This is a genomic window from Staphylococcus pseudoxylosus (assembly GCF_003697915.1).
GTDB lineage: Bacteria > Bacillota > Bacilli > Staphylococcales > Staphylococcaceae > Staphylococcus > Staphylococcus pseudoxylosus.
Genome location: NZ_RCVN01000003.1, coordinates 170,109 through 191,863 on the forward strand (window position 1 = coordinate 170,109; position 21,755 = coordinate 191,863).

General features: G+C 31.8%; 17 protein-coding genes. 5 read left to right on the top strand and 12 right to left on the bottom strand.

Annotation, left to right across the window (positions count from 1 at the left end; all coding sequences use genetic code 11):
- Nucleotides 1–154 precede the first annotated feature (154 nt).
- On the top strand, nucleotides 155–655 hold the full coding sequence (locus D9V42_RS03880; RefSeq protein WP_107555235.1) for a GNAT family N-acetyltransferase: 501 nt from the start codon (nucleotides 155–157) through the stop codon (nucleotides 653–655).
- Nucleotides 656–846: 191 nt separating this feature from the next.
- Nucleotides 847–2,016 (top strand): ArgE/DapE family deacylase, encoded by a 1,170-nt coding sequence (locus D9V42_RS03885; protein WP_122063225.1) that lies wholly within the window; start codon nucleotides 847–849, stop codon nucleotides 2,014–2,016.
- A gap of 162 nt (nucleotides 2,017–2,178) precedes the next feature.
- Here D9V42_RS03885 and D9V42_RS03890 read toward each other — a convergent pair whose 3' ends face one another.
- Nucleotides 2,179–2,856: a haloacid dehalogenase type II gene (locus D9V42_RS03890; protein WP_107555233.1), complete on the bottom strand. Its 678-nt coding sequence runs from the start codon at nucleotides 2,854–2,856 to the stop codon at nucleotides 2,179–2,181.
- Nucleotides 2,857–3,126: 270 nt separating this feature from the next.
- Here D9V42_RS03890 and D9V42_RS03895 point away from each other — a divergent pair, with 270 nt between their 5' ends.
- Nucleotides 3,127–3,390, top strand: a complete 264-nt coding sequence (locus D9V42_RS03895; protein ID WP_107555232.1) for a hypothetical protein — start codon at nucleotides 3,127–3,129, stop codon at nucleotides 3,388–3,390.
- Nucleotides 3,391–3,734: 344 nt separating this feature from the next.
- Here the strand turns inward: D9V42_RS03895 and D9V42_RS03900 are convergent, their stop codons facing one another.
- The 4 genes from D9V42_RS03900 to D9V42_RS03915 form a co-directional block, all read right to left on the bottom strand.
- On the bottom strand, nucleotides 3,735–4,805 hold the full coding sequence (locus D9V42_RS03900; RefSeq protein WP_119615573.1) for an NAD(P)-dependent alcohol dehydrogenase: 1,071 nt from the start codon (nucleotides 4,803–4,805) through the stop codon (nucleotides 3,735–3,737).
- A gap of 19 nt (nucleotides 4,806–4,824) precedes the next feature.
- Nucleotides 4,825–6,312 (bottom strand): xylulokinase, encoded by a 1,488-nt coding sequence (xylB, locus tag D9V42_RS03905; RefSeq protein WP_122063227.1) that lies wholly within the window; start codon nucleotides 6,310–6,312, stop codon nucleotides 4,825–4,827.
- Nucleotides 6,313–6,328: 16 nt separating this feature from the next.
- Nucleotides 6,329–7,624 (bottom strand): MFS transporter, encoded by a 1,296-nt coding sequence (locus tag D9V42_RS03910; protein ID WP_233665126.1) that lies wholly within the window; start codon nucleotides 7,622–7,624, stop codon nucleotides 6,329–6,331.
- 82 nt (nucleotides 7,625–7,706) lie between these two features.
- Complete coding sequence (locus D9V42_RS03915) at nucleotides 7,707–8,717, bottom strand: LacI family DNA-binding transcriptional regulator (RefSeq protein ID WP_122063229.1); 1,011 nt, start codon at nucleotides 8,715–8,717, stop codon at nucleotides 7,707–7,709.
- A 313-nt stretch (nucleotides 8,718–9,030) separates the two neighbouring features.
- Here D9V42_RS03915 and D9V42_RS03920 point away from each other — a divergent pair, with 313 nt between their 5' ends.
- Nucleotides 9,031–11,115, top strand: coding sequence for a helix-turn-helix domain-containing protein (locus D9V42_RS03920; RefSeq protein WP_233665125.1), 2,085 nt, complete (start codon nucleotides 9,031–9,033; stop codon nucleotides 11,113–11,115).
- 76 nt (nucleotides 11,116–11,191) lie between these two features.
- Here D9V42_RS03920 and D9V42_RS03925 read toward each other — a convergent pair whose 3' ends face one another.
- The 7 genes from D9V42_RS03925 to D9V42_RS03955 all read right to left on the bottom strand — a co-directional run bounded on the left by D9V42_RS03925 (nucleotide 11,192) and on the right by D9V42_RS03955 (nucleotide 19,826).
- Nucleotides 11,192–12,649: an ABC transporter ATP-binding protein gene (locus D9V42_RS03925; RefSeq protein WP_122063233.1), complete on the bottom strand. Its 1,458-nt coding sequence runs from the start codon at nucleotides 12,647–12,649 to the stop codon at nucleotides 11,192–11,194.
- Nucleotides 12,650–12,658: 9 nt separating this feature from the next.
- The gene (locus D9V42_RS03930; RefSeq protein ID WP_107555227.1) at nucleotides 12,659–13,378 is read right to left on the bottom strand and encodes an energy-coupling factor transporter transmembrane component T; all 720 of its coding nucleotides are present in this window, start codon (nucleotides 13,376–13,378) and stop codon (nucleotides 12,659–12,661) included.
- Between the two features lies 1 nt (nucleotide 13,379).
- Complete coding sequence (locus tag D9V42_RS03935) at nucleotides 13,380–13,964, bottom strand: MptD family putative ECF transporter S component (RefSeq protein ID WP_042362018.1); 585 nt, start codon at nucleotides 13,962–13,964, stop codon at nucleotides 13,380–13,382.
- Nucleotides 13,965–14,452: 488 nt separating this feature from the next.
- A complete protein-coding gene (locus D9V42_RS03940; RefSeq protein ID WP_122063235.1) occupies nucleotides 14,453–16,177 on the bottom strand; it encodes a glycosyltransferase family 2 protein in 1,725 nt (574 codons plus the stop codon).
- A 148-nt stretch (nucleotides 16,178–16,325) separates the two neighbouring features.
- Complete coding sequence (gene tarL, locus D9V42_RS03945; protein WP_122063237.1) at nucleotides 16,326–18,014, bottom strand: teichoic acid ribitol-phosphate polymerase TarL; 1,689 nt, start codon at nucleotides 18,012–18,014, stop codon at nucleotides 16,326–16,328.
- A 74-nt stretch (nucleotides 18,015–18,088) separates the two neighbouring features.
- On the bottom strand, nucleotides 18,089–19,117 hold the full coding sequence (locus D9V42_RS03950; protein WP_069795854.1) for an alcohol dehydrogenase catalytic domain-containing protein: 1,029 nt from the start codon (nucleotides 19,115–19,117) through the stop codon (nucleotides 18,089–18,091).
- Nucleotides 19,110–19,826: a D-ribitol-5-phosphate cytidylyltransferase gene (locus D9V42_RS03955; protein WP_122063239.1), complete on the bottom strand. Its 717-nt coding sequence runs from the start codon at nucleotides 19,824–19,826 to the stop codon at nucleotides 19,110–19,112. Before D9V42_RS03955 ends, D9V42_RS03950 begins: the two co-directional genes overlap by 8 nt.
- A gap of 518 nt (nucleotides 19,827–20,344) precedes the next feature.
- Here D9V42_RS03955 and D9V42_RS03960 point away from each other — a divergent pair.
- Nucleotides 20,345–21,682 carry an aspartate aminotransferase family protein gene (locus tag D9V42_RS03960; RefSeq protein ID WP_122063241.1) on the top strand — a complete coding sequence of 446 codons (1,338 nt, stop codon included), beginning with the start codon at nucleotides 20,345–20,347 and terminating at the stop codon, nucleotides 21,680–21,682.
- Nucleotides 21,683–21,755 lie beyond the last annotated feature (73 nt).

Genomic DNA, 21,755 nt, shown 5'->3' on the forward strand with positions numbered 1-21,755 from the left:
GTATAGCACAATTCATTAATTATATTTATTAATATAAAATCATAAAAAGCATGTATATATCCACGTTAATTTTCATAACAAAAAATTGCACCTTGTGTAAAATAAGTGTTAAATAAACATATGACATAATATAAAAGATCGTGGGGGGATTTTTATGATAAGACAAGCAGTTAAATCAGATTTACCAAATATATTAGACATTTACAATGATGCTATTTTAAATACCACAGCCGTATATACTTACAATCCACAAACACTTGAATCGCGCGAGGCTTGGTTTGAAAATAAATCAAAGAATAACGAACCTATTTTAGTTTATGTGGAACATGACGAAGCTATTGCCTTTGCAACTTATGGTTCATTTAGGGACTGGCCAGCTTACCAATATTCTATTGAACACTCAATTTATGTAAGTAAGTATCACAGAGGGAAAGGCATCGCTTCGAAATTATTACTTGAAATCATCCATCATGCACAAAGAAGTGGCTATAAAACATTAGTTGCTGGTATAGATGCTACAAATGATTACAGTATTTATTTACATAAAAAATTCAATTTCACACATTCAGGTACAATTCAACAAGTAGGTTATAAATTCGATAAATGGCTAGATCTTGCATTTTATCAATTAGATTTAAATAAATTTGATAAATAATATATAACTAAAACATATTTTTCAAAAATCAATACGCCTATAAACGATAACTAAAATTAGCAACGGTAGCGGACACCTAATTTCTTTATAAAAATTGGGTTCTCTGAGGCTCAAATTGCTAATTTGTTTTGTTATTTAGACCTAGTGGTATTAATTATAATGTATTGATTAATTTTGAAGGAAGTGTTTATATGGCAGTGTTTTCAAAAGATGAGCGTGTAAAAATATTATCAGATATTATTGAAATTCAGTCTGTAAATGAAAAAGAACTTGATGTTGCTCATTATTTGCAACAGCTTTTTAAAAAACATGATATTCATACAGACATTCTAACGTTGGATGGTGAATCTTCCCGTGCTAACCTTATTGCAGAAATCGGAAACGGTAAACCTGTAGTCGGCATTTCAGGACATATGGACGTCGTAACAACTGGTGATAGCGATAAATGGCATTATGATCCTTTCAAATTAACGGAAGATGATCAAGGAAGATTACACGGCCGTGGTTCAGCAGATATGAAATCCGGACTTGTAGCGTTAGCAATTAGTTTAATTGAAATTAAAGAAGCAGGTCTATTGAAGCAGGGGTCTATTCGCTTTATGGCTACAGCTGGTGAAGAAGTCACAAGTAATGGAGCCGCCTTGTTACATGAAAAAGGCTACATGGACGATATAGACGCATTATTAATTGCAGAACCATCTCAAGATGGCATTGTCTATACACACAAAGGTACGATGGACATACAAGTTACTTCTAAAGGGAAATCGTCACATAGTTCCATGCCTGAGCTAGGCTTTAATGCAATTAATCCTTTAGTTGATTTCATTCATTATTTAAATAAAGAATATAACAAAGTGGATGCAAGTAGTGAGTTATTAGGCACTCCTACGATGAATTCAACAATTATAAATGGCGGAGACCAAGTTAACTCTATTCCTGAATACGCTGAGTCGCTATTTAATATGCGTACTATTCCACAATTTGATAATAAAAAATTCGAAGAACTATTCAATCGTATTAAAGAAAAAATTGAAAAAGAAAGTAACGGAGACATTACTGTAAATCCTTATGTTAATCGTGACCCTGTTTACACTACAGGCGATAACTCATTTTTAAAATTGGCTAAATCTTTAGGCGACGAATATTTCAACAGAAATTTAGAAGTAACTTCTTCTACTGCAACTACAGATGCTTCTTATTTAATGAAAGACAAAGATGAAGACTTCTCATTTGTCATGTATGGTCCAGGTGAAACAGGACAGGCGCACCAAGTCGATGAATACGTATATAAAGATGTATACCTTACATTCATTGATTTGTACATTCAATTATTAACAGAGCATCTAAATCAATCTAAATAATGTTTGAGTTCAAATTTATTAAACACGAAACATTATTAGTATTACAATCTACTTAGCCTTGTTGGGGGCGGGAAAACGAATCATAAATTTTGATTACGTCTTCCCGCCCCTATTTTTATAAAAGTCTGTTGTATTTTAAGTACTTATATAACCATTTGCGTCTTACCTTTTATTCATTTCTAGCCATTTAACCATTTCATTTAAATTATTAACTGTCATAGTTGGTGACTGTCCATTATAGTCAAAATGTGATTTACTACGATTTACCCATACTGTATCAAAACCAAAATTAGCTGCTCCTGAAACATCCCATGCATTTGAAGAAACGAATAAAATATCTTCACGTGTCATTTGATAATATTTCAATATTAAGGCATAGCTAGCAGGACTAGGTTTGTATTGCTTTATTTCATTAACACTCATAACAGTATCTATATACTTGTTAATTTCAGAGTTATCGACTAAAGGCATTAGCATATTGTCATTAGCGTTTGATAATACACCAATTTCTAAGTTTTTCGAATTCAACTCCGAAAGCACTTTTGGAATTTCTTTAAAATAGTCTAAATCTAAAAATGCATCAAAGAGTTGATTTACATCTTCTCTATTGTATTGAATTTCATGAACATCTAATACATAGCGTAGTGATTCTTTAGTCAATTCATCAAAAGGAATATATCTTTGCATCACTTGTCTTAAAAACATATGCTCTAACTGGGTTTTACGCCAAAGTTGCGAAATGGATTTTGCTTCTACTTCATTGAATTGACCCATATCGTTTTTTAGCGATTCCATATCAAATATTGTACCGTAAACATCAAAAATAATAGCTTTATACATATATAACCTCCCTTTCTTGGTAAAAATCAGACTTACTTACTCTTTAGCACGTTTAGACTACATTGAAACAGTTTTAACTTAATTTCAATTAATATTTAATAATTAATTTTATCTTTTACATTTATTTTATAACTTTTTGCGTCTGCTAAACTCAAAATACGAAAATAACCAATCCTTAGACTATTTATAAATTAACTGTAAAAATACACTAACTTAAGATTAATTCTTTCTAATTGGGATATAGAAAAGTAAGGGAGGAGGCTGGTTGTGATGAGAAAATTATTTTTAGTTGATTTGTTAAACCTATTTCTTATTGCAGTAGGTTACATGTTACTAATCACATTAGTTTTATTTTCATTTGATTTATTTGAAATCGAAACAACCGGTTCACTATTTTTAAATACACTAAGTAGTGCCACAGTTGTTAGCCTGTTTAACAACGAGATATTTAACGGTTTATTTACCTTGTTTTTCGTTATCTCTGTATTAATATTTCTCTATAAAGCTATAGATCTTTATAAACAAAACAGATAGCTTACTTTGACTAGTACGTCTCTAAATAATAAATTGGTAGTAGTATCTAATTATGTTTAATTATTTTTAACCACTTCCGTCTAAAAGCTATTTAATTTTATATTGCAAGGTTTTGATTTTGTTTATATAATATTAATATAGAATGTCGAATATATATCATAAGGTAGTAACGTGCCATTTATCATCATAGTTATATTCCATTCCCAGAATTAGACTTTATGCACCCATTTTAAGACATGATATATCACAACATTCTAAATCAAGTAGATTATTGCTACTTGAAAAAATAAGATCTAAAGTTACTTTCAGGCAGTAGCTTTAGATCTTATTCATATATAAATATTTTATTCTGGTTTACCATTTGGGTACACTAACACTTTTAGTGATCCACTTTTATTAGTTCTCGCTTGTTCCATAGCAGCTTTAGCTTCTTTTAAATCGTAAGTATCTGTAAACATTGAATTTAAATCTGCCATTGTAGATGATAACATCTCAAGACCCATTTTATAAGTATTGGCATATCTAAAGATACCTACAATATTAATTTCATGATTAGCGATGAAAGGAATATTCAATTCATTATTTTCTTGTTGTGGAAGGCCTACTATCGCTAATGTTCCTCCATTATTTAGAGAGGATAATGCATTTTGAAGTGCAATAGGGTTGCCAGCCGTTTCAAATGCATAGTCTGCCCCTTTTTCTTGAGTGATTTCATTAATCCGCATTGTGACATCTTCATTTTTTATATTAATGGCGTGTGTTGCACCTAATTTTAAGGCTTCATCTAAACGTATTTGTTCAAGATCCGAAACTATAATCTTTGTAGCACCAAATGCTTTTGCTGCTACAACTGCCATTAATCCAACTGGCCCCATACCCATTATTACCACGGTTGATCCTGGTTGAACGTTGGCTCTTTTACAAGCTTGGACGCCCACTGAAAATGGTTCATTTAAAGTGGCTTCTTCATAAGATAAATCTTCTGGTATATGGAATAAGAATCCTTCTGGATGCTTAATATATTGACTAAAAGCACCATCAATAGGAGGTGTTGCTAAAAATTCAACATCTGGACATAAATTATATTTACCAGATTTACAGTATTCACACTCACCACAAGGTACACCAGGCTCAATTGCTACTCTATCACCGACTTTAAATTTAGTTACATCTGAGCCTACATCCGCTACAATTCCAGAACATTCGTGTCCTAAAATCAACGGTTTTTCTACTATAAATTCACCGACTCTACCATGTTCATAATAATGAACATCTGAACCACATACACCGACTGCCATAACTTTCACTAAAACGTCATTTTCTCCTAACTGAGGTACCGTAACTTCTTTAAGTTCCATATCAAATGGTTTATTCAATATTGATATATTCATTGTTTCTGGAATGTTCTTTGTCATATTAAAACTCCTTTACTTTCTATTTTATATTTAACAACTGCTGTGTTAACGTTTCCGTTTGTTGATAGATTTGTTGATAGATTTTAAAATACTGTTCATACTTTTTATGGTTTTCTAGATTAGGTTTGTATGTTTCACCATATGAAATAAATAAGTCAGCACAATCTTTCATCGTGTTAAACCATTTCATACCATATGCAGCTAACATTGCCGCCCCCATTCCCGGACCTTCCTCATATTTTAATGTCATAATATTTGCATTAAAAACATCTGCTTGAAGTTGTAACCAAAATCTACTTTTTGCTCCACCTCCTATAGAGACTATTTGTCTTTCATGACAACCATCTTGTATCATAAATTTATAGGATTCGTAGAGTGAATACGTAATACCTTCAATGACAGCACGTACAAAATCATATTTTTGCGTATTATTATTAATACCTATAAAGCTTCCTCTAATAAAAGCATCACCGTGTGGCGTGCGTTCTCCTTGTAAATATGGTGCAAACAGCAAACCATTAGCACCTATTTGTGATTGATCAGCTTGCTCAACTACATTTTCAAAAGTCTCATCTTTAAAGAAGGTATGCTTTAACCAATTTAAACTAGCACCAGCACTTAATGTTACTCCCATCTCATAGGACATATTGGGTTGCGCATGATTAAAGAAATGAATATTATGACCTGACGACGCACTATCATTATGATTTGTACATGTCAATATCACTCCCGATGTTCCAATACTACATAGTGTTTCGGCATCATTGATAACGCCTGCTCCTAATGCACCACAAGCATTATCAGCTCCTCCTGCAAATATCGCAATATCACTATTCAAATTTAGTTCTTTTTTGATTTCTGATTTAAGATAACCAACAAATTCGTGTGACGCCACGAGACGAGGAAATATGTTTCCCAATTCTAATGTTTCTCCCACTGATTTATCCCAGTCCTGAGTATCAGGATTTAACAATAAGGTACCTGCAGCATCACTGTATTCCATTGCTACATCACCAGTGAGTTCATATCTCACATAATCCTTTGGTAATAAAAACACTTCTAATCGACGCCAATTTTCTGGTTCATTCTCTTTCATCCATAATAATTTAGGTAACGTAAATCCTTCCAGTATAGGATTACCTAATAGTATTCCTCCATATTTTTCTTTGATTTCTCGACATTGTTTAGTTGTTCTAGTGTCATTCCAAAGGATAGCATTTCTTAGTGGTTTCAACTCTTTATCTAAAGCTACCAGACCATGCATTTGACCTGAAAATGACAACCCCTTTATTTCTTTATCATACATAGCTTCCTGTTTAATCAGTATTTTTATACTTTCTTTTACCGACTCAACCCAATTTCTAGGGTCTTGTTCATTAAAGCCTGATTGTAGTTGTATTAATGGTAATGTAACACTTGTTTGACTAATAACTTGTCCTTGTTTATTTACTGCTAGTGTCTTAATTGCGCTTGTACCTAAATCTACACCTAATACAACTTCCTCCATTACAATCATTCCTTTCTTATAATTTTTGAAGTTGACTATTTAATTCAGTTGTTTTTTCTTCATCAATACCGGGTTGATATACTTTTATGAAATAAGTTATTATAGCACCTATGAAATAGCAAATAGCAAATGCCCAAACAACACCTACTTCATTAAATATAGGTAAGAATAAGGTTGCTAAAGCTGGAGCTACAAAGTTACTTAAACCAGCTGCTAAATTATGTGATGAGAGTGTTGCACCAATATGTTCTGGTTCTAAAGCAGTAAAAATAGCGAAAATTGGAACAAAGGCCGATTGAGTTATTCCAAATAATATTGCACATAAAATCGCTATTGCAAATACATCTCCGCTTAATATAGGTAAATAATAGAAAAGGAGTGTCGTTATGCCACATCCAATACAACCAAATAACATGACTTGACGTTTCCAGCCAATTTTATCTGCGATAATACCCCAAACCACATCACCAATAATACAAGTTACATGCATTGCTCCCCATGTCCATAACCATTGTTGCATTGTAAAACCAATCTTATCTGTGAACATAACAGGAAATATAACTACTAAACCAAATAATGACAATTGATTTATTACCCTCACAATGAACACTTTTATAATTTCAGGATTTTTATAAACGATTGCAACTTCCTTTAATACTTTTATATATCTTTCTTTAACTGCTTTTTCAGCATTAGGTTTAACATTTCTCTTACCTACAATATAAAATGCTAATAACCCACCAATAAATATCCATATAACAGATAACCACAATGTTCCCATAAATCCAATCTGTGGAATTGTAAAACTAGGTAAATATGTACCTATAACCCCCATACCTACAGAAAACATTGCCCAGAACCAACCAATAGCTGTTGCTAAACGAGATTTATCAGTAATATATGTTACCCATACTAAAAATCCATATAGGAATAAGGGATAACCTAAACCTCTAATACCATACATTACTAACATCATATTGTAGTTTTCCATTCCCATACCAAAAACTAAAAATAATATATGAAAAACTAACCATATTACAGTCCCTAATAGCATTACTTTTCTTGGTCCATAAACATCAGATAATACAGCAGCTAACCATGATCCTACTACTACCATAACGCCATAAACAGTAAATACCATGGATGCTTGTCCACCAGAAAATCCTAAATCAACGATATTTTTCGATAAAAAAGCTTGTTCAATACCATCTCCAGTCATAAATATAAAAATGGCAATCAACGCTCCAAATATAATTTTAGGTATTCCCATCCATGTCTTTTGATTATTGATATTACTTATTGCAGTATTCAATTTATTTCCCCCTTTAGTTAATAAATTCATAACTTAAACGTTTAAGTTATAGAAAAAACAACTCAAATTGCAGACTTTAAAATTACCTGAACTCGCATGACTCACGAATGACTAATTTCGTAGAAAGTTTTATTGATTCATTTTTTTCTCCTCTAATCATTCTATATATCATCTTACCTGCTTCCTTCCCCATTGTTTTAACTGGTTGAGATACAACTGTTAATTTAGGAGCATAAATCTCATTCCAATAACTATCATCAAAACCAACAATAATCACATCTTTTGTTATTACTTTTCCACCTTCTTTAATAGCTTGTAAAGCTCCAAGTAATAACAAATGATTTGTTGCAACAATTGCCTTTATATTTTCACCTATTAAAGTTTTCGTAGCTTCATAACCACTTTTGATTTGAGCATCTGTCCCTAACTGTTGGTCACTATAGAAAATGAGATTGTGATTAACCTCGATGTGATTGTCCGATAACGCGCGTGCATATCCCTGCCTTCTCTCTGTTGTTGTGCTAATGTTTGGATTGGCAAGTAATAAACCGATGTCTGTAGACTTACTACTTATTAATCTTTGAGTTGCTGTATAAGCCGCTTCTTCATTATTAACTGTTATAGAAGACAATTGCATTGATTCTAACTCTCTGTCTAGTGTCATGATTGGGGTATTCAACCATTCTTTTTTCAATTTGAACTTGGAGTTAACAGGAACTAAAATAATAGCGCTTACATTTTGAGCTATAAAACTTTCAATCAACGCTTTCTGCTTATCCTCATTTTCTTCAGATGAAACCACTGCCACATGTAACTGATGTTTTTGACATTCATCACTTATCTCAGTAAGTAATTCTGTAAAAAAAGGATTTTGATCGGGTACTATAAAAGCAATCATATTAGATTGTCCTGTTTTTAAACTTCTCGCAAATTGATTTGGTTCGTAATTTAGATCATCTATAGCTCCCAATACTTTTTCTTTTGTTTTATCGCTTAACTCAGTACTTTTATAATTTAAAACATTCGATACAGTTGCTATTGACACCCCTGCCCTTTTTGCCACATCATGAAGGGTTGGTTTATTTCTCACCATCTCCACCACCTTAAACGTTTAAGTTTTAACTGAAATAATCCAAGTCAATAAATACATTATAGATTCTCTTTGCATTTTTTGCAAACGCTATCATAACTTCAATTAACTATCTCTATTTTGGGAATTTAGTAAATAAAAAAACAGCTTCATTTATATTTTAATGATCTACATCCAGTTAATTCTATACTTCAACTGCATTTTATTACTTTAACCTATCATTTTATTAATACCTTTTAATCCATGCCCTTTTTATAGCGCAGAGTTGTACAATAGGCATACTACTACAAGGTAAAAGACTCATATCTAGATAAAGGTGATATTTTTGATTAGTACGCTATCTATTAGGAATCATTATACATCTGAATTAACAAGATGCATCAATGAAATTGTTATACTGCTCCCATTAAATAAACCCTGCAAGATCAATTTAAATGGAACAACTATTTCAGTCACTGATGGCATAATTGTTAATAATGCAGATTTATATCAAATGTTAGATGTTCAAGAGCTATTAGAGTTAAAAATCCCTTTACCACTTTTTATTGAAAAAGATACTAATATTTCAAAATCATATTTCGATTTTAACCGTATTCAATTTGTAGAACAATTTAGGAACTTAGTTGTAGAAAGTATACACCAGCCCATCCAAGATGAGTTCAGTATGAATATGTATATATCTAGTATTATTGAATTCTTATTAAGAGAAGCGCGGGTAATGTTAAATAACATCTACATACCTTATTTAAATACTAAACACCCATTAGTAGGTCGTATTACGAAATACATTCACGAAAATATATGCGAGACATTAAACACAAAGCATTTATCTCAAACGTTTTATATTTCACAGTCGTATATATCCATACTATTTTCTAGCAATATCAACATAAATTTTAAACATTATACGACTTCATTAAGAATTGCTTTATCCCTATATGACCTTATTCAAGATAATAAAAGTATCTATGAAGTCGCTATTAAATATCGATTTTTGAATGTAACAACTTATTCTAAACATTTTAAGTATTACATCCATATGCCACCTAAAAAGTATATTTTTTTATTTAAAAAGGGTCATTATAAATCGCCATATAAATTAGTTTCGAATAACGTAACTTCAAAGACTTATTTGAATAAAATCCAACAACCAACTATGCACACAAATAACTCTGATTATTCATTAAACCTTTCAAAACTGTCGTTTAATAATTGCTTCAAACCCATGACTACGCTTATTCAATTAGATGATATATATACCTTGAATCATTTTTATGAATCTCATATAGTGGGCAATGATCCTACGACGATGTTTTCAAAAATAAACTTTTGTGTATTAGATACTCATTTGAAGCAATTAAATGCATTAAGTGCTCAACAAATCATACATACAATTAAACAGTTAATGCTAAAGGGTCATCAGTTGACTATTAAAATAACTAACCTATCTTTACGTCAAACCCAAAAATTTTCAGTGGCTAAATTACTAGCTGAATTAGCCACTGATTCAGCTCAAATAACATTACAATTCGAGTTTTCTTATAATGCCTTTAATGAGCTTTCAAATTTTATTGAAAAAGTCCATCTCAAGTACCCACTTATTAAAATTGGTACGACGATTGATTGCATAATTAAAAGTAAAAATACTTTACCTCAAATGCTACATCATATCACTTCAATTAAATCGGATTTTTACTATATTGATTTAGATTTGAATAGATTTTATAGATTAATGGCACCTAAGGTAGTAAAGTCACAAAAAAACTATAATTTAAAACAAGTACTTTTAATATTTATTAGCCAATTAGGTATTGAGCATGCAAACAAATTAATTTTAACTCATTTGACTCATAAATCCTTACAAGATTACTACAACACATCTAGCCAACAGACACACATTTTATTAACGCGTTTTTTAGTTGAATTAAATCAAAGTATCTGTGGTTTGGGTTACCCTTACTATACCGACGATAATGATAGAATTATGCTGTTTAATAAATTTCATTGTCCGATGCCTATTGTTCATATTTATAGCTTTTTAAAGGTTTTTTTCAAACAACAAGTCGCCTTACTTCCTAGCGCAATTATATGTAAAACAAATTGCCATTATCATATTTTATTATTTAGTAACTTAGAAAAAACATCTTGTATCGTTAAAGTAAATCATCATTTCATCAAATCATTTCCAGTGTTCTCAAGACTTTTAAATAAAGATCATGGAATGATTACAAATTTGATACCTTCAAATATAGATCAGAAACTTTTTGATTTAAGCTGTATAGAACAAATCAATAGCGCTAATTATCCATTATCGAAATTGACTTTACATTACTATAAAGAACCTTTGATTTATAAACTATCTCAATCATCTATTCAATATATTATGATCGCCATGAGTTAATAAATAAAATAAGGCCAAAAACAAATTCACCATTTGTTTTTAGCCTTATTTTTAATTTGAACAATTACTGTAGTATTTAAATTTCAAAAAAGTTCTGTAACTTGTTTAAATATTCATTATCCATTTGATATTGATCTTTAATACATCCCTTTTCAAGATGTAATACTTCATCAGCACATGCCATCAATAATTCATAATCATGTGTAATAACTAATACTGTGTGCCCTTGATTAGCTAAACGATTGAGGATTCCACTTATTTCACGCATACGTTGACCATCTAATCCACTAGAGGGTTCATCAAAAATAAGAACCTCTCGTTTAGTTTCTACAGCACTAGCAATAGCTAAGCGCTGCTTTTCTCCGCCTGAAAGTGACAACGGGTGCCGGTCAACATGGTCTGATATGCCATACTGTTGTAAGCGTGATTGAACTGATGCATCATTTAATTTATTATTACTTAAACGTAGTTCCTCAGCAACACTTTCAGCAAATAATTGATTATTCACATCTTGAAAAACCATATATACATGATCTAACCTTTGATTGCGTTTTAATATCTTATTATTTATATCGATATGTCCTTTAAATTTACGTTCTACACCGGTTAGACATCGAGCAAACGTCGATTTCCCGGAACCGTTAGAGCCTATAATAGCTGTTACTTTGCCTTGTGGTAGTTCGACTTTAGGAATATTAAGTGCATATGGTTCCTTGGCTTTATAATTAAAAATAAAATTATGCAATGTTAATTTTTCTTCACTATTGTTGTAATTTAAATCTTTAGGTTTCATATCATCTAAATGTATCGATCTTAATCCTAAAAGCGTTAAATTGTCATGCGTTAATGCATTGAATGAGCCATTGTCGTAAATTTCGCTAATCTCACCATATTTCATCACTACAAAACGGTCGACGACATCTATCAAGTAATGCAAACGATGTTCAGCAATGATAATTGTTTTACCTTCACTTTTCCACTGCTCCAACAACTGACGTAATTTAGTAATTGTAGTAAAGTCCAAGTTAGATGAAGGCTCATCTAAAATGATAATTTCGTGTCCACTTACTTGTATTGCAGTACAAGCGATAAGTTGTTTCTCTCCACCGGACAGGTTAAATATATCTCTATCTAATAAATGGTTCATCTTCAGTACTTCGGAACTATGGTTAATATTAGCTACGATACGTTGTGGATTAACACCGTAGTTTTCCGGTTCAAATGCTAACTCACTCGTTGTATTTAAGCAAAAAAATTGTGAACGAGGATTTTGAAAAACTGAGCCACTTATCTTGGAAATCTCATAAATCGATTGCTGACGTATATCCTTTCCATTGACTTGAACAGTCCCCTCAATATTACCATGATATAGATGCGGTACAGTACCATTTAGAATGCGTGTCACTGTAGTTTTTCCACATCCTGATGCCCCTGTTAAACAAATAACCTCACCCCTATTAATAGTAAGATTAATATTATTTAGCACCTTTTCTCCGTTTTCATAATTAAACGACATATCCTCAATTCGAATCATATTTTAACCTCACACTATATAATAAGTTACACATAAAATCAGTAACATGCTGATAAATAACCAATCTATCCAACGCATTTTTAGCATTATAATAGATGTTCTTTTATGTGTTAAATTCAAACCACGTGTAATCGATGCAATAGTCAATTCATTCCCAATTTTTACGACGCTATTTAACAACGGAACAACACGGTATTCGAAATACTGCAGTGGTTTTTTAAACGCAAAACGCAATGAAATACCTCTCATCTTCATTGCATCTTTAATCGACGCTGATTCTGACTGAATCGTTGGTAAAAATCTAAACATTACAGCCAGAGGAATCGTAATTTTTCTTGGTATTTTAAGACTTTCTAAACCCTCAATAAGCTCTTCAACTTGAGTTGTCTTAAAAAGGTAATAACCCATTACGAGTGAAGGTAAAAAACGTGTAATCACGCCTGAAGGAACAAAGATGAGTAAAGTAGCTAACTGACTTTGATTAAATGTAACAAACGCTTCGCCATACCATGCGCTAATTGTAACAATGATGCATAGCCATCCAAGCAGATGTTTACCAATGAGTAGAATCAATAAAGATGGTATTAACATTACAAGTAGTCTTAAGAAAATTTCATTTCCCGTTACACCACCAGTTAATGAAATAAGTGAAACAATTATCATGACTCCTAGCTTCACTCTAGGATCTAAATTAAATATATGACTTTGATTTTTTATTTTGTTATTCATACTAAATCATACCTGCACGCTTAAAATGTTTCTTCAATATACCTTTAGCGATATAAGCACCTATCAGCGCTCCAATAATTGTTGTAACAATTATGACAGGAATCATCTCGATTGAAAATAATGCAGCTACCGTAGCTTCGTACCCTGAACCGTATTTCTCTTGTATAAAGGCTAGATATGACTGTCTCATAAAATAAAATGGTAATAAATTGCCTATTGGCCAAAACGAGAAGATAATATAACCCATACCATTTAATTTCCAACTTTTATAATGACCTATCGCCATAATAGCGTCTGCTAATATAACAATGGGTACACTTAAAATTAATGCCATCCAAGGATGACCCATAATTGCTAATATCAAACTTACTACAATGCCACAAATCGATAGTGCGCCAAACTTTTGCGTTTTCGTAATAAGTAACATAATCGGTATGCCACCTATCAAGCCTATCATAGCAGGAAGTAATAACATAAATATTGGGATAATGCCTAAAATACCTGGTGGTGCTATAAATATAAAATATATCGCCGTAAAGATACCTATATTTATTAAATCTTTAATATCTATTTTACTTTTTTTCATCAGTAACTCCCTCTTCACATAAAACTAAAATTGGGATGACTCAGAAAATTATATTTAAATAACCTCTTTTATCATCCCATGCCGTGACTAGAAAAAGAATACAAGAGCTAACTCATTTGCCATATTTCATTATGAAACTAAAATGTTAATATACAACTTAACTTATGCTTTATATCCCTATTAAAAATACATTTATTTCAAAGATACTATAATTGAAAATTATTATCAATGACATCGGTTTATAGGTCTCTAATTGTTTATAAAGTATACAATAGATTATTGAACTTTCTATAACATCACACTTATATGTACAGCAAAATATAGCTCTGACTCTAAGTCATCACTGCTATATTAAAATTAAAGGGCAGGACAGAAACCAAATTTGAAAATTGATTTCGTATTCCCACCCACAAGGTAGCTTACTATAACGATAAACACTTACGATCTTAGCATTTATCGTTATATCGCTTTTTATTAAATTATACTGATTAATATCTTAAATTAAAATATGGTGATTCCAAAGTGACATGCTTTTTAAGATTTTTAGCTTTAATTTTATCGCTGAGTGCTATATTATAAGTCATTTTCTCTTTAGATTCATGAGCAGTCAGATAGCCATACGTAAATGTATCTGACAGTAATACAGTTGTTAAACCTTCAGACAAAATATAGTTAAATTCTAAACTACTAAGTTGAATCGTTTTACTATCTTTTATCGTAACTTCAATCATATCGTCTAATTTATTTTGAGTTACATAAAATGATAGATTGTCAAAATCTTTTGTGAAGTATGGTGTAAAACGATAATAATTGTCATTCAGTGAAGCAATCGTACTCGTCTCTTTTCCATATAGATACTTTAAGCGTTTACCGCCAATGCGTTTTTCAACACTCATATTATCTACGCGCATTTCTAAAAATGCATCCCAAACTTTTTCTTTAATTAAATATGGTATCATGTCCTTCATAGAAGCATTAAATTTAAAACGTGTTTGATCATTGATAGCTAAAGGTATATAAATCAATTCTTTTTTATTACGTGATACTAACTTCAGTTGTATCATAGAAGCTACATGATTTGGGTTGATAATGGAACTTAAAAATTCTAATTCCAATTCAAAGCCTTGTTCATTAAATTTAAACTGTGTCATTCTTATATCCGGTTTCATTAATTTATTGAATATAAAGTATGGTTCTTCACGATCAAACTGAATTTTCAATACACCTTGTTCCGCACTAAAATTATAAAATTGGCCATTATTAAAGCTTTCTTCAACAATTTGATAATGTTTCATATCTTTTTTGCGTGCGTAATATAATAATGGTTTCAACGAATCTCTGACGATATCATCTACTTCGCTTGGTACTTTTTGTATAAAGTCTCCTAATGCATCCATCCAAGCTTCTTTTTTGTCATCTGCTATTTTAAGTGAAAAATTATTTGTTCTTGAAAATGAAAAATGGCGATCTAAAAAACACCCTAATATATCATGTCTATTGTCTAAAGGGCTATTCAGAATTTCTTCTGTAATTAATCCCATAACTTTATAAAAATCTTTAGGCGACACATATGCCGAGCTCATATGTTCCCCTTCTCGCTTAGTCGCGTAATAATATGGTTTATCTGCCAATACGGCGATTTTCTTTGCATTAACGTATGCTTTCATTGTAAACAGTTGATCCTCTGCACTACGTAAATCTTCTGGGAACTCAATATGATTATCACGTAGTAATGACGTACGATAAAACTTAGTGGGACTTAATGTATAAATAATACGTGAATTAGCTAATGTGACATCATCATTAGTTTCTTTAAACATAGATTTAGGAACACCACGACCATTTACACCTTCCATTTTAACAAGCACCACATCAGCCTGATTACCTTCAACAAATTTTGATACATCTTTCAACGTATCTGGATGAATGTAATCATCTGAATCTACAAAGAAGACATACTCCCCTTGAGCTAAGTTCAGAGCTGTATTCCTAGGTTTTCCAGGACCGCCCGAATTGGCTTCAAGTTGTTTTACAGTTAAATTCACTTTGTTTTTATAAGTCGCTACTACTTCCAAAGTATTATCTGTAGAACAATCATCTATCAGTATCACTTCAAAATCTTTCTTATCGTATTTTTGATTCTGCAAACTGTTCAATAGTTCCCCTATATACTTTTCAGAATTGTAACTTGGTACTATAATTGAAAATTTCATTGATATATCCACCTTATAAAAATGAGCTGAAATACTAATAACACATAGTTAGTTTAATGATACCTAATCTATGAATATATTCGTTATCTTACCTTCAATTTATAAGTTATTGTTTCAGCTCATCATAATTTTTTATTTTCAGTTTTTCTTAGCTTCCAAATACGTTTCTTACTAAACGTTCACTCGAACGACCATCTTGATATTTAAAGTGCTTATCTAAGAATGGCTCTACTTTCTCTACTTCAAAGTCTTCGTTATCTAGCGCTGCTATTAAATCATTAAATGACTCTACAATTTTCCCTGGAACAAAGGTTTCATATGGCTCATAAAAATCACGCGATGTAATATAATCTTCAAGGTCAAACGCATAAAAAATCATTGGTCGTTTAAATACTGCAAATTCATAAACAAGTGATGAATAATCACTAATTAGAATATCCGTAACAAATAAAATATCATTAACTTCTCTAAAATCAGAAACATCCACAAAGTATTGCTCATATTCTCTAGGAATATTTAATCTATTCTTCACAAATGGATGCATTTTAAATAAAACTACTGCATTATTTTCACGACAATATCGTGCAAATCTAGCAAAATCAATTTTAAAGAATGGATAATGTGCCGTATGATGTCCATTACCTCTAAATGTAGGCGCAAATAAAATCACTTTCTTATCTTTAATAATCGGTAGTGCCGTCTCCATTTCTGCTGTAACTTGTTGTTCATACGCCTCATCAAATAAGATATCTGTTCTAGGGACACCGGTTGGGATTATATTTTGTTCTTTAATACCAAAGGCTTCACCGTAGAATGGTATATCTGTTTCTGAAGAAACAAAGGCCTTGGTATAATTTCTATGATTTACAGAATTAAAGAATGGTCCGCCTTTTTTTCCAGCTCGACTGTAACCAACCGTTTTGAAAGCACCAACCGCATGCCATACTTGAATGATTTCCTGGCTTTTTCTGAATTTTACTGTGTAGAGTAATGGGTGAAAATCATCCACAAATATATAATCTGCTTTACCTAATAAATACGGGAATTTAAATTTGTCGATAAAGTTACGACGTGCCGAAATATTAGATTTAAACAATGCATGTATCTTATATTTGTCGTCTAAATTTTGGCGTAACATTTCATTATAAACATATTCAAAGTTCCCTGACATTTCTGCTCTTGAATCAGATGTGAACAATACCGTATTACCCTTTTTCAAATGGAAAAATTTTGTCGTATTAAATATCATTTGGAAGACAAAATTACGCACATTATACGAATAACGATTATACTTTAACTTCAAATCTGCAATCTTTTGTTTAAGAGGATTTGACTTAGGTGTTGGAGCTTTAAACAAGATATCTAGTACAAACTCATTAACTTCACTGGATATCATTGGTCTCACAATATACTCTGTTTTATTAGAGTTGCCACCCTTTTTAAATGTATACATAAAATGTTCTAATAGAAAATTATTCTTACCATTTTGAGTAGCTATCTCATGATACTGTTCTAACTCATCTTCCTCTAACGTATATTGATTAGGTTCTAATAATGATGAATTAATATTAGCTATATAATCAAAATCACCTTTATATACAATTAAATATTCACCTGAAGGTAGATAATTTCCGTCATCTAATATAGCCACATTAAAGCGTGCTACGAATTGATTTCCGTTAATTTTTACATCATTTGCTTTCAATTCTTTGGTCTCAGTTAAATTACGTAGAACAAAACGTTTCTTGTCCAATTCGATATCCTCAACATGACCTGAAATAAATAATTGAATACGTTCCCAATAAATATTATCAATTATTATTTTAGATTTACTCAATTTAAAAAACCTCTCTCTATCCTATTCATAATATGCTTTCAAAATATTATGACTGATTGCTTATTTTTAAAAGTTTACATCGTCCATTTAATGACAGTCTTGCCCCACGAAGTGGATAAATCTGTTTCAAATGCATTGACTGCATCATTAATAGTTTTAACATCAAATTCGTTACCTTTAAGTAGCGCTAATTTTTCCACAACATCTGGATGATCTTTATAGAATTTCGCAATATCTTTAAAGTCTTGCGCACCACTTCTACTACTGCCAAACATTGTTAATCCTTTCTCTAACACTAATCTTGTGTTAACTTCAACAGGATATTCGCTTACACCTAATAAACTAACTGTGCCTTCAGGTGAAATTAAATCAATGATTTGATTCACTGCAGACTGGCTACCTTTCCCACCTACACACTCAAATGCATGATCAAAAGTAACTCCTTCAGGTACTTCATGTATGTGGTATATTTCATCTGCGAAAGAGAAATGACTTAATTTATAATCAGTTTTTCCAAAGATATAAATTGCTGCATTAGGATATAGTTTATTTAATAAAATTGCAGTAATATACCCTAAATTGCCATCTCCCCAAATACCAAAACTATTTTTATTGGCATTAGATTTACGTTCAAACCTTTGAAGCGCATGCCAACTCACACTTACCAATTCAGAATATGCAATTGTACTTAAATCTTCGATACTATCGTCAATTTCTACGACACGGTCATGATCCATAAAAACATAATCTTGCATAAAACCATCATAACCACTAGATCTAAATTTACTACTAGGTAAATAGTTTTCTGCTATGACTTCATCTGACTCAACAGGTGTATTAGGTACCATAATAACTCTTGTACCCGTATTAAATATGCCTTTGTTATCATAAACAACTTCACCGACACCTTCATGAACTAAAGACATCGGTAATTTTTTCTCCAATACTTGTTCATTTCTACTACCAGTATAATATCTTTGGTCTGCTGCACAAATTGATAAATATAATGGTCTTACAACAACTTTATCACTTTTAATATTTTCATTATTGTATGTTACTTCGAATTGTCTAGGTGCTACCAGTTGATAAACTTGGTTAATCACTCAACACCCCACCTTTGATGATGGAATTCGCCACTTTTAAATCATAAGGCGTCGTAATTTTAATGTTATATAGTTCTCCCATCACTAATTTTACTTTTTTATTAGCTACCACAAGAATTTTACAGGCATCTGTCATTATTTCTTTCTCTTCTTGTGATAATGCATTATAGCTATTTCTCAATAAATTCACATTAAATGATTGTGGTGTTTGGCCTTGATACATTTCACTTCTAACTGGGATAGACTGTATTTGCTCTCCATCACTTGAAGTGATAATAGTGTCAGTTGCAGGTATTACAGTATCGACAGCACCATGTGCTAATACACTTTCAATATTTTCTTTGATGATTCGGTGCGTTAAAAATGGTCTAACCGCATCATGTGTAACGATTACATCCTCATCAGTAATTGAGTGTGCTTTTTCAGCTTCATTTATAATATTCATAATCGTTTCATTGCGATCTGAACCACCTTGTACCACTTCAATTCTATCATCATTAATTTGATGTTTACGCAACGTATCCTTCGTATGCGAAATCCACTTTTGTGGTGTCGCAATAAATATTTTGTCAAATTCATTTGTAAGCAAGAATTTTTCAACCGTATGAACTAATATAGGTTTACCATCTAAATCTAAAAATTGTTTTGGCAGTGGCACGTTTCCCATTCTAGAACCGATGCCCCCTGCTAATATACCAGCATATATCATGTGTTTTTCCTCCTGTATACCTTTAAATCTTATAATTTACTTTTTAATTTTAACTTTTAATATTTTTAGCTTTTCACCATTCGATAAATATTTTAAAGGTTAACCTTTTTATGTTATAGATATAAACATTATTTCTTAAGCACAATATACCAATTTTTATCGTTCATTTCTACTTATAACTGTTTTTATATTTTTAATAGCATCATATTACCTAGTTTAATATATATTATTATAAAATTTAACTTACAATTAATTAAAATTGAGTACCTCCATATAATATAATAGTTATTTTACACTAAAAAGGCGTTATTCAACTTTAATTTTTCAGAATATATTTACAATTCTAAATTTTCTTAGTATATTCGACTTATTAGCTATTGCTTAACGTGATTTTTCACCATGAATATAAACACTACTTTTACAATTTTTAGGGTGTGTATACACAGACGATACATAGCTCACATTGACTTTATACATATCGACACATCCTACGCAAAATTAAGGGAGGCGCATCAATTATGAACAAATCAGAACAGCTTATTAACGAAGATAGTAAATACTTTGCTAAGCCAGGAAGAATTAAATATTATCCATTAGCTATCTCACATGGCTATGGCGCAACGCTAGTAGACGTTGAAGGTAAAACATATATTGACCTGCTATCTAGTGCAAGTTCTCAAAATGTTGGTCATGCACCTAAACAGGTTACGGATGCTATCAAAGCACAAGTTGATCAATTCATACATTACACGCCTGCATACATGTATCATGAGCCTTTAGTCAAATTAGCTAAAAAAATATGTGAAATTGCACCAGGTTCATATGAGAAACGTGCACTTTTCGGACTTTCAGGATCAGATGCAAATGACGGTATCGTTAAATTAGCTCGCGCATATACTGGAAGACCTTATATTATTAGTTTTATCAATGCTTATCATGGATCTACATATGGATCACTTTCTATGTCTGCAATTAGTTTAAATATGCGGAAACATTACGGTCCAATGCTCCCAGGTTTCTATCACATTCCTTTTCCAGATAATTATCGAGGTATGTTTGAGCATCAAAGTCCAAATACAGTTGAAGAATATCTTGCTCCTCTTAAAGAAATGTTCGAAAAGTACGTACCAGCCGACGAAGTAGCTTGTATCATGATTGAAACTATCCAAGGTGATGGCGGCTTACTTGAACCCGTAGACGGTTACTTTGAAGCCTTACAAGACTTATGCCAAACACACGGTATATTATTAGCTGTGGACGATATCCAACAAGGCTTAGGACGAACAGGTTGTTGGAGCTCCGTATCACATTATAATATCGAACCTGACCTTATTACATTTGGTAAATCATTGGCAGGCGGTCTACCAATGTCTGCCATTGTTGGGCGGTCAGAAATCATGGACTATTTAGACGCCCCTGCTCATTTATTTACTACGGGGGCTAATCCAGTAAGTTGTGAAGCTGCATTAGCTACAATTGCTATGATTAAAGATCAAGGACTATTACAGGCTAGTACTGATAAAGGAAATTACGTTCGTGAACGTCTAAATCAATGGCCTGAAAAATATAAATCTGTCGGAAATGTCAGAGGTAAAGGTCTCTCTATTGGTATCGATATCGTGTCAGATAAAATTAAAAAAATACGCGATCCCGAAGCAGCTTTAAAGATTTGTAATCGTTGTTTTGACAATGGTGTCGTTATCATTGCTGTTGCTGGAAATGTACTGCGTTTCCAACCACCATTAGTCATAACTTATGATCAGTTAGACACTGCTTTAAATGTGTTAGAAGCTGCAATTCAAGACTTTGAAACAGGACAATTAGCAAACTATGATATAGCAGGCCAAGGTTGGTAATACAACTTACCTAAGCATTTAGTAAAAAAACGGGTAGATATCTCAAACTGATATCTATCCGTTTTCTTTTGTT

Coding starts and splice junctions, on each gene's coding strand:
- D9V42_RS03880 (WP_107555235.1), top strand. CDS start 155: ATGATAAGACAAGCAGTTAAATCAGATTTACCAAATATATTAGACATT.
- D9V42_RS03885 (WP_122063225.1), top strand. CDS start 847: ATGGCAGTGTTTTCAAAAGATGAGCGTGTAAAAATATTATCAGATATT.
- D9V42_RS03890 (WP_107555233.1), bottom strand. CDS start 2,856: ATGTATAAAGCTATTATTTTTGATGTTTACGGTACAATATTTGATATG.
- D9V42_RS03895 (WP_107555232.1), top strand. CDS start 3,127: ATGAGAAAATTATTTTTAGTTGATTTGTTAAACCTATTTCTTATTGCA.
- D9V42_RS03900 (WP_119615573.1), bottom strand. CDS start 4,805: ATGACAAAGAACATTCCAGAAACAATGAATATATCAATATTGAATAAA.
- xylB (WP_122063227.1), bottom strand. CDS start 6,312: ATGGAGGAAGTTGTATTAGGTGTAGATTTAGGTACAAGCGCAATTAAG.
- D9V42_RS03915 (WP_122063229.1), bottom strand. CDS start 8,717: ATGGTGAGAAATAAACCAACCCTTCATGATGTGGCAAAAAGGGCAGGG.
- D9V42_RS03925 (WP_122063233.1), bottom strand. CDS start 12,649: ATGATTCGAATTGAGGATATGTCGTTTAATTATGAAAACGGAGAAAAG.
- D9V42_RS03930 (WP_107555227.1), bottom strand. CDS start 13,378: ATGAATAACAAAATAAAAAATCAAAGTCATATATTTAATTTAGATCCT.
- D9V42_RS03935 (WP_042362018.1), bottom strand. CDS start 13,964: ATGAAAAAAAGTAAAATAGATATTAAAGATTTAATAAATATAGGTATC.
- D9V42_RS03940 (WP_122063235.1), bottom strand. CDS start 16,177: ATGAAATTTTCAATTATAGTACCAAGTTACAATTCTGAAAAGTATATA.
- D9V42_RS03955 (WP_122063239.1), bottom strand. CDS start 19,826: ATGATATATGCTGGTATATTAGCAGGGGGCATCGGTTCTAGAATGGGA.
- D9V42_RS03960 (WP_122063241.1), top strand. CDS start 20,345: ATGAACAAATCAGAACAGCTTATTAACGAAGATAGTAAATACTTTGCT.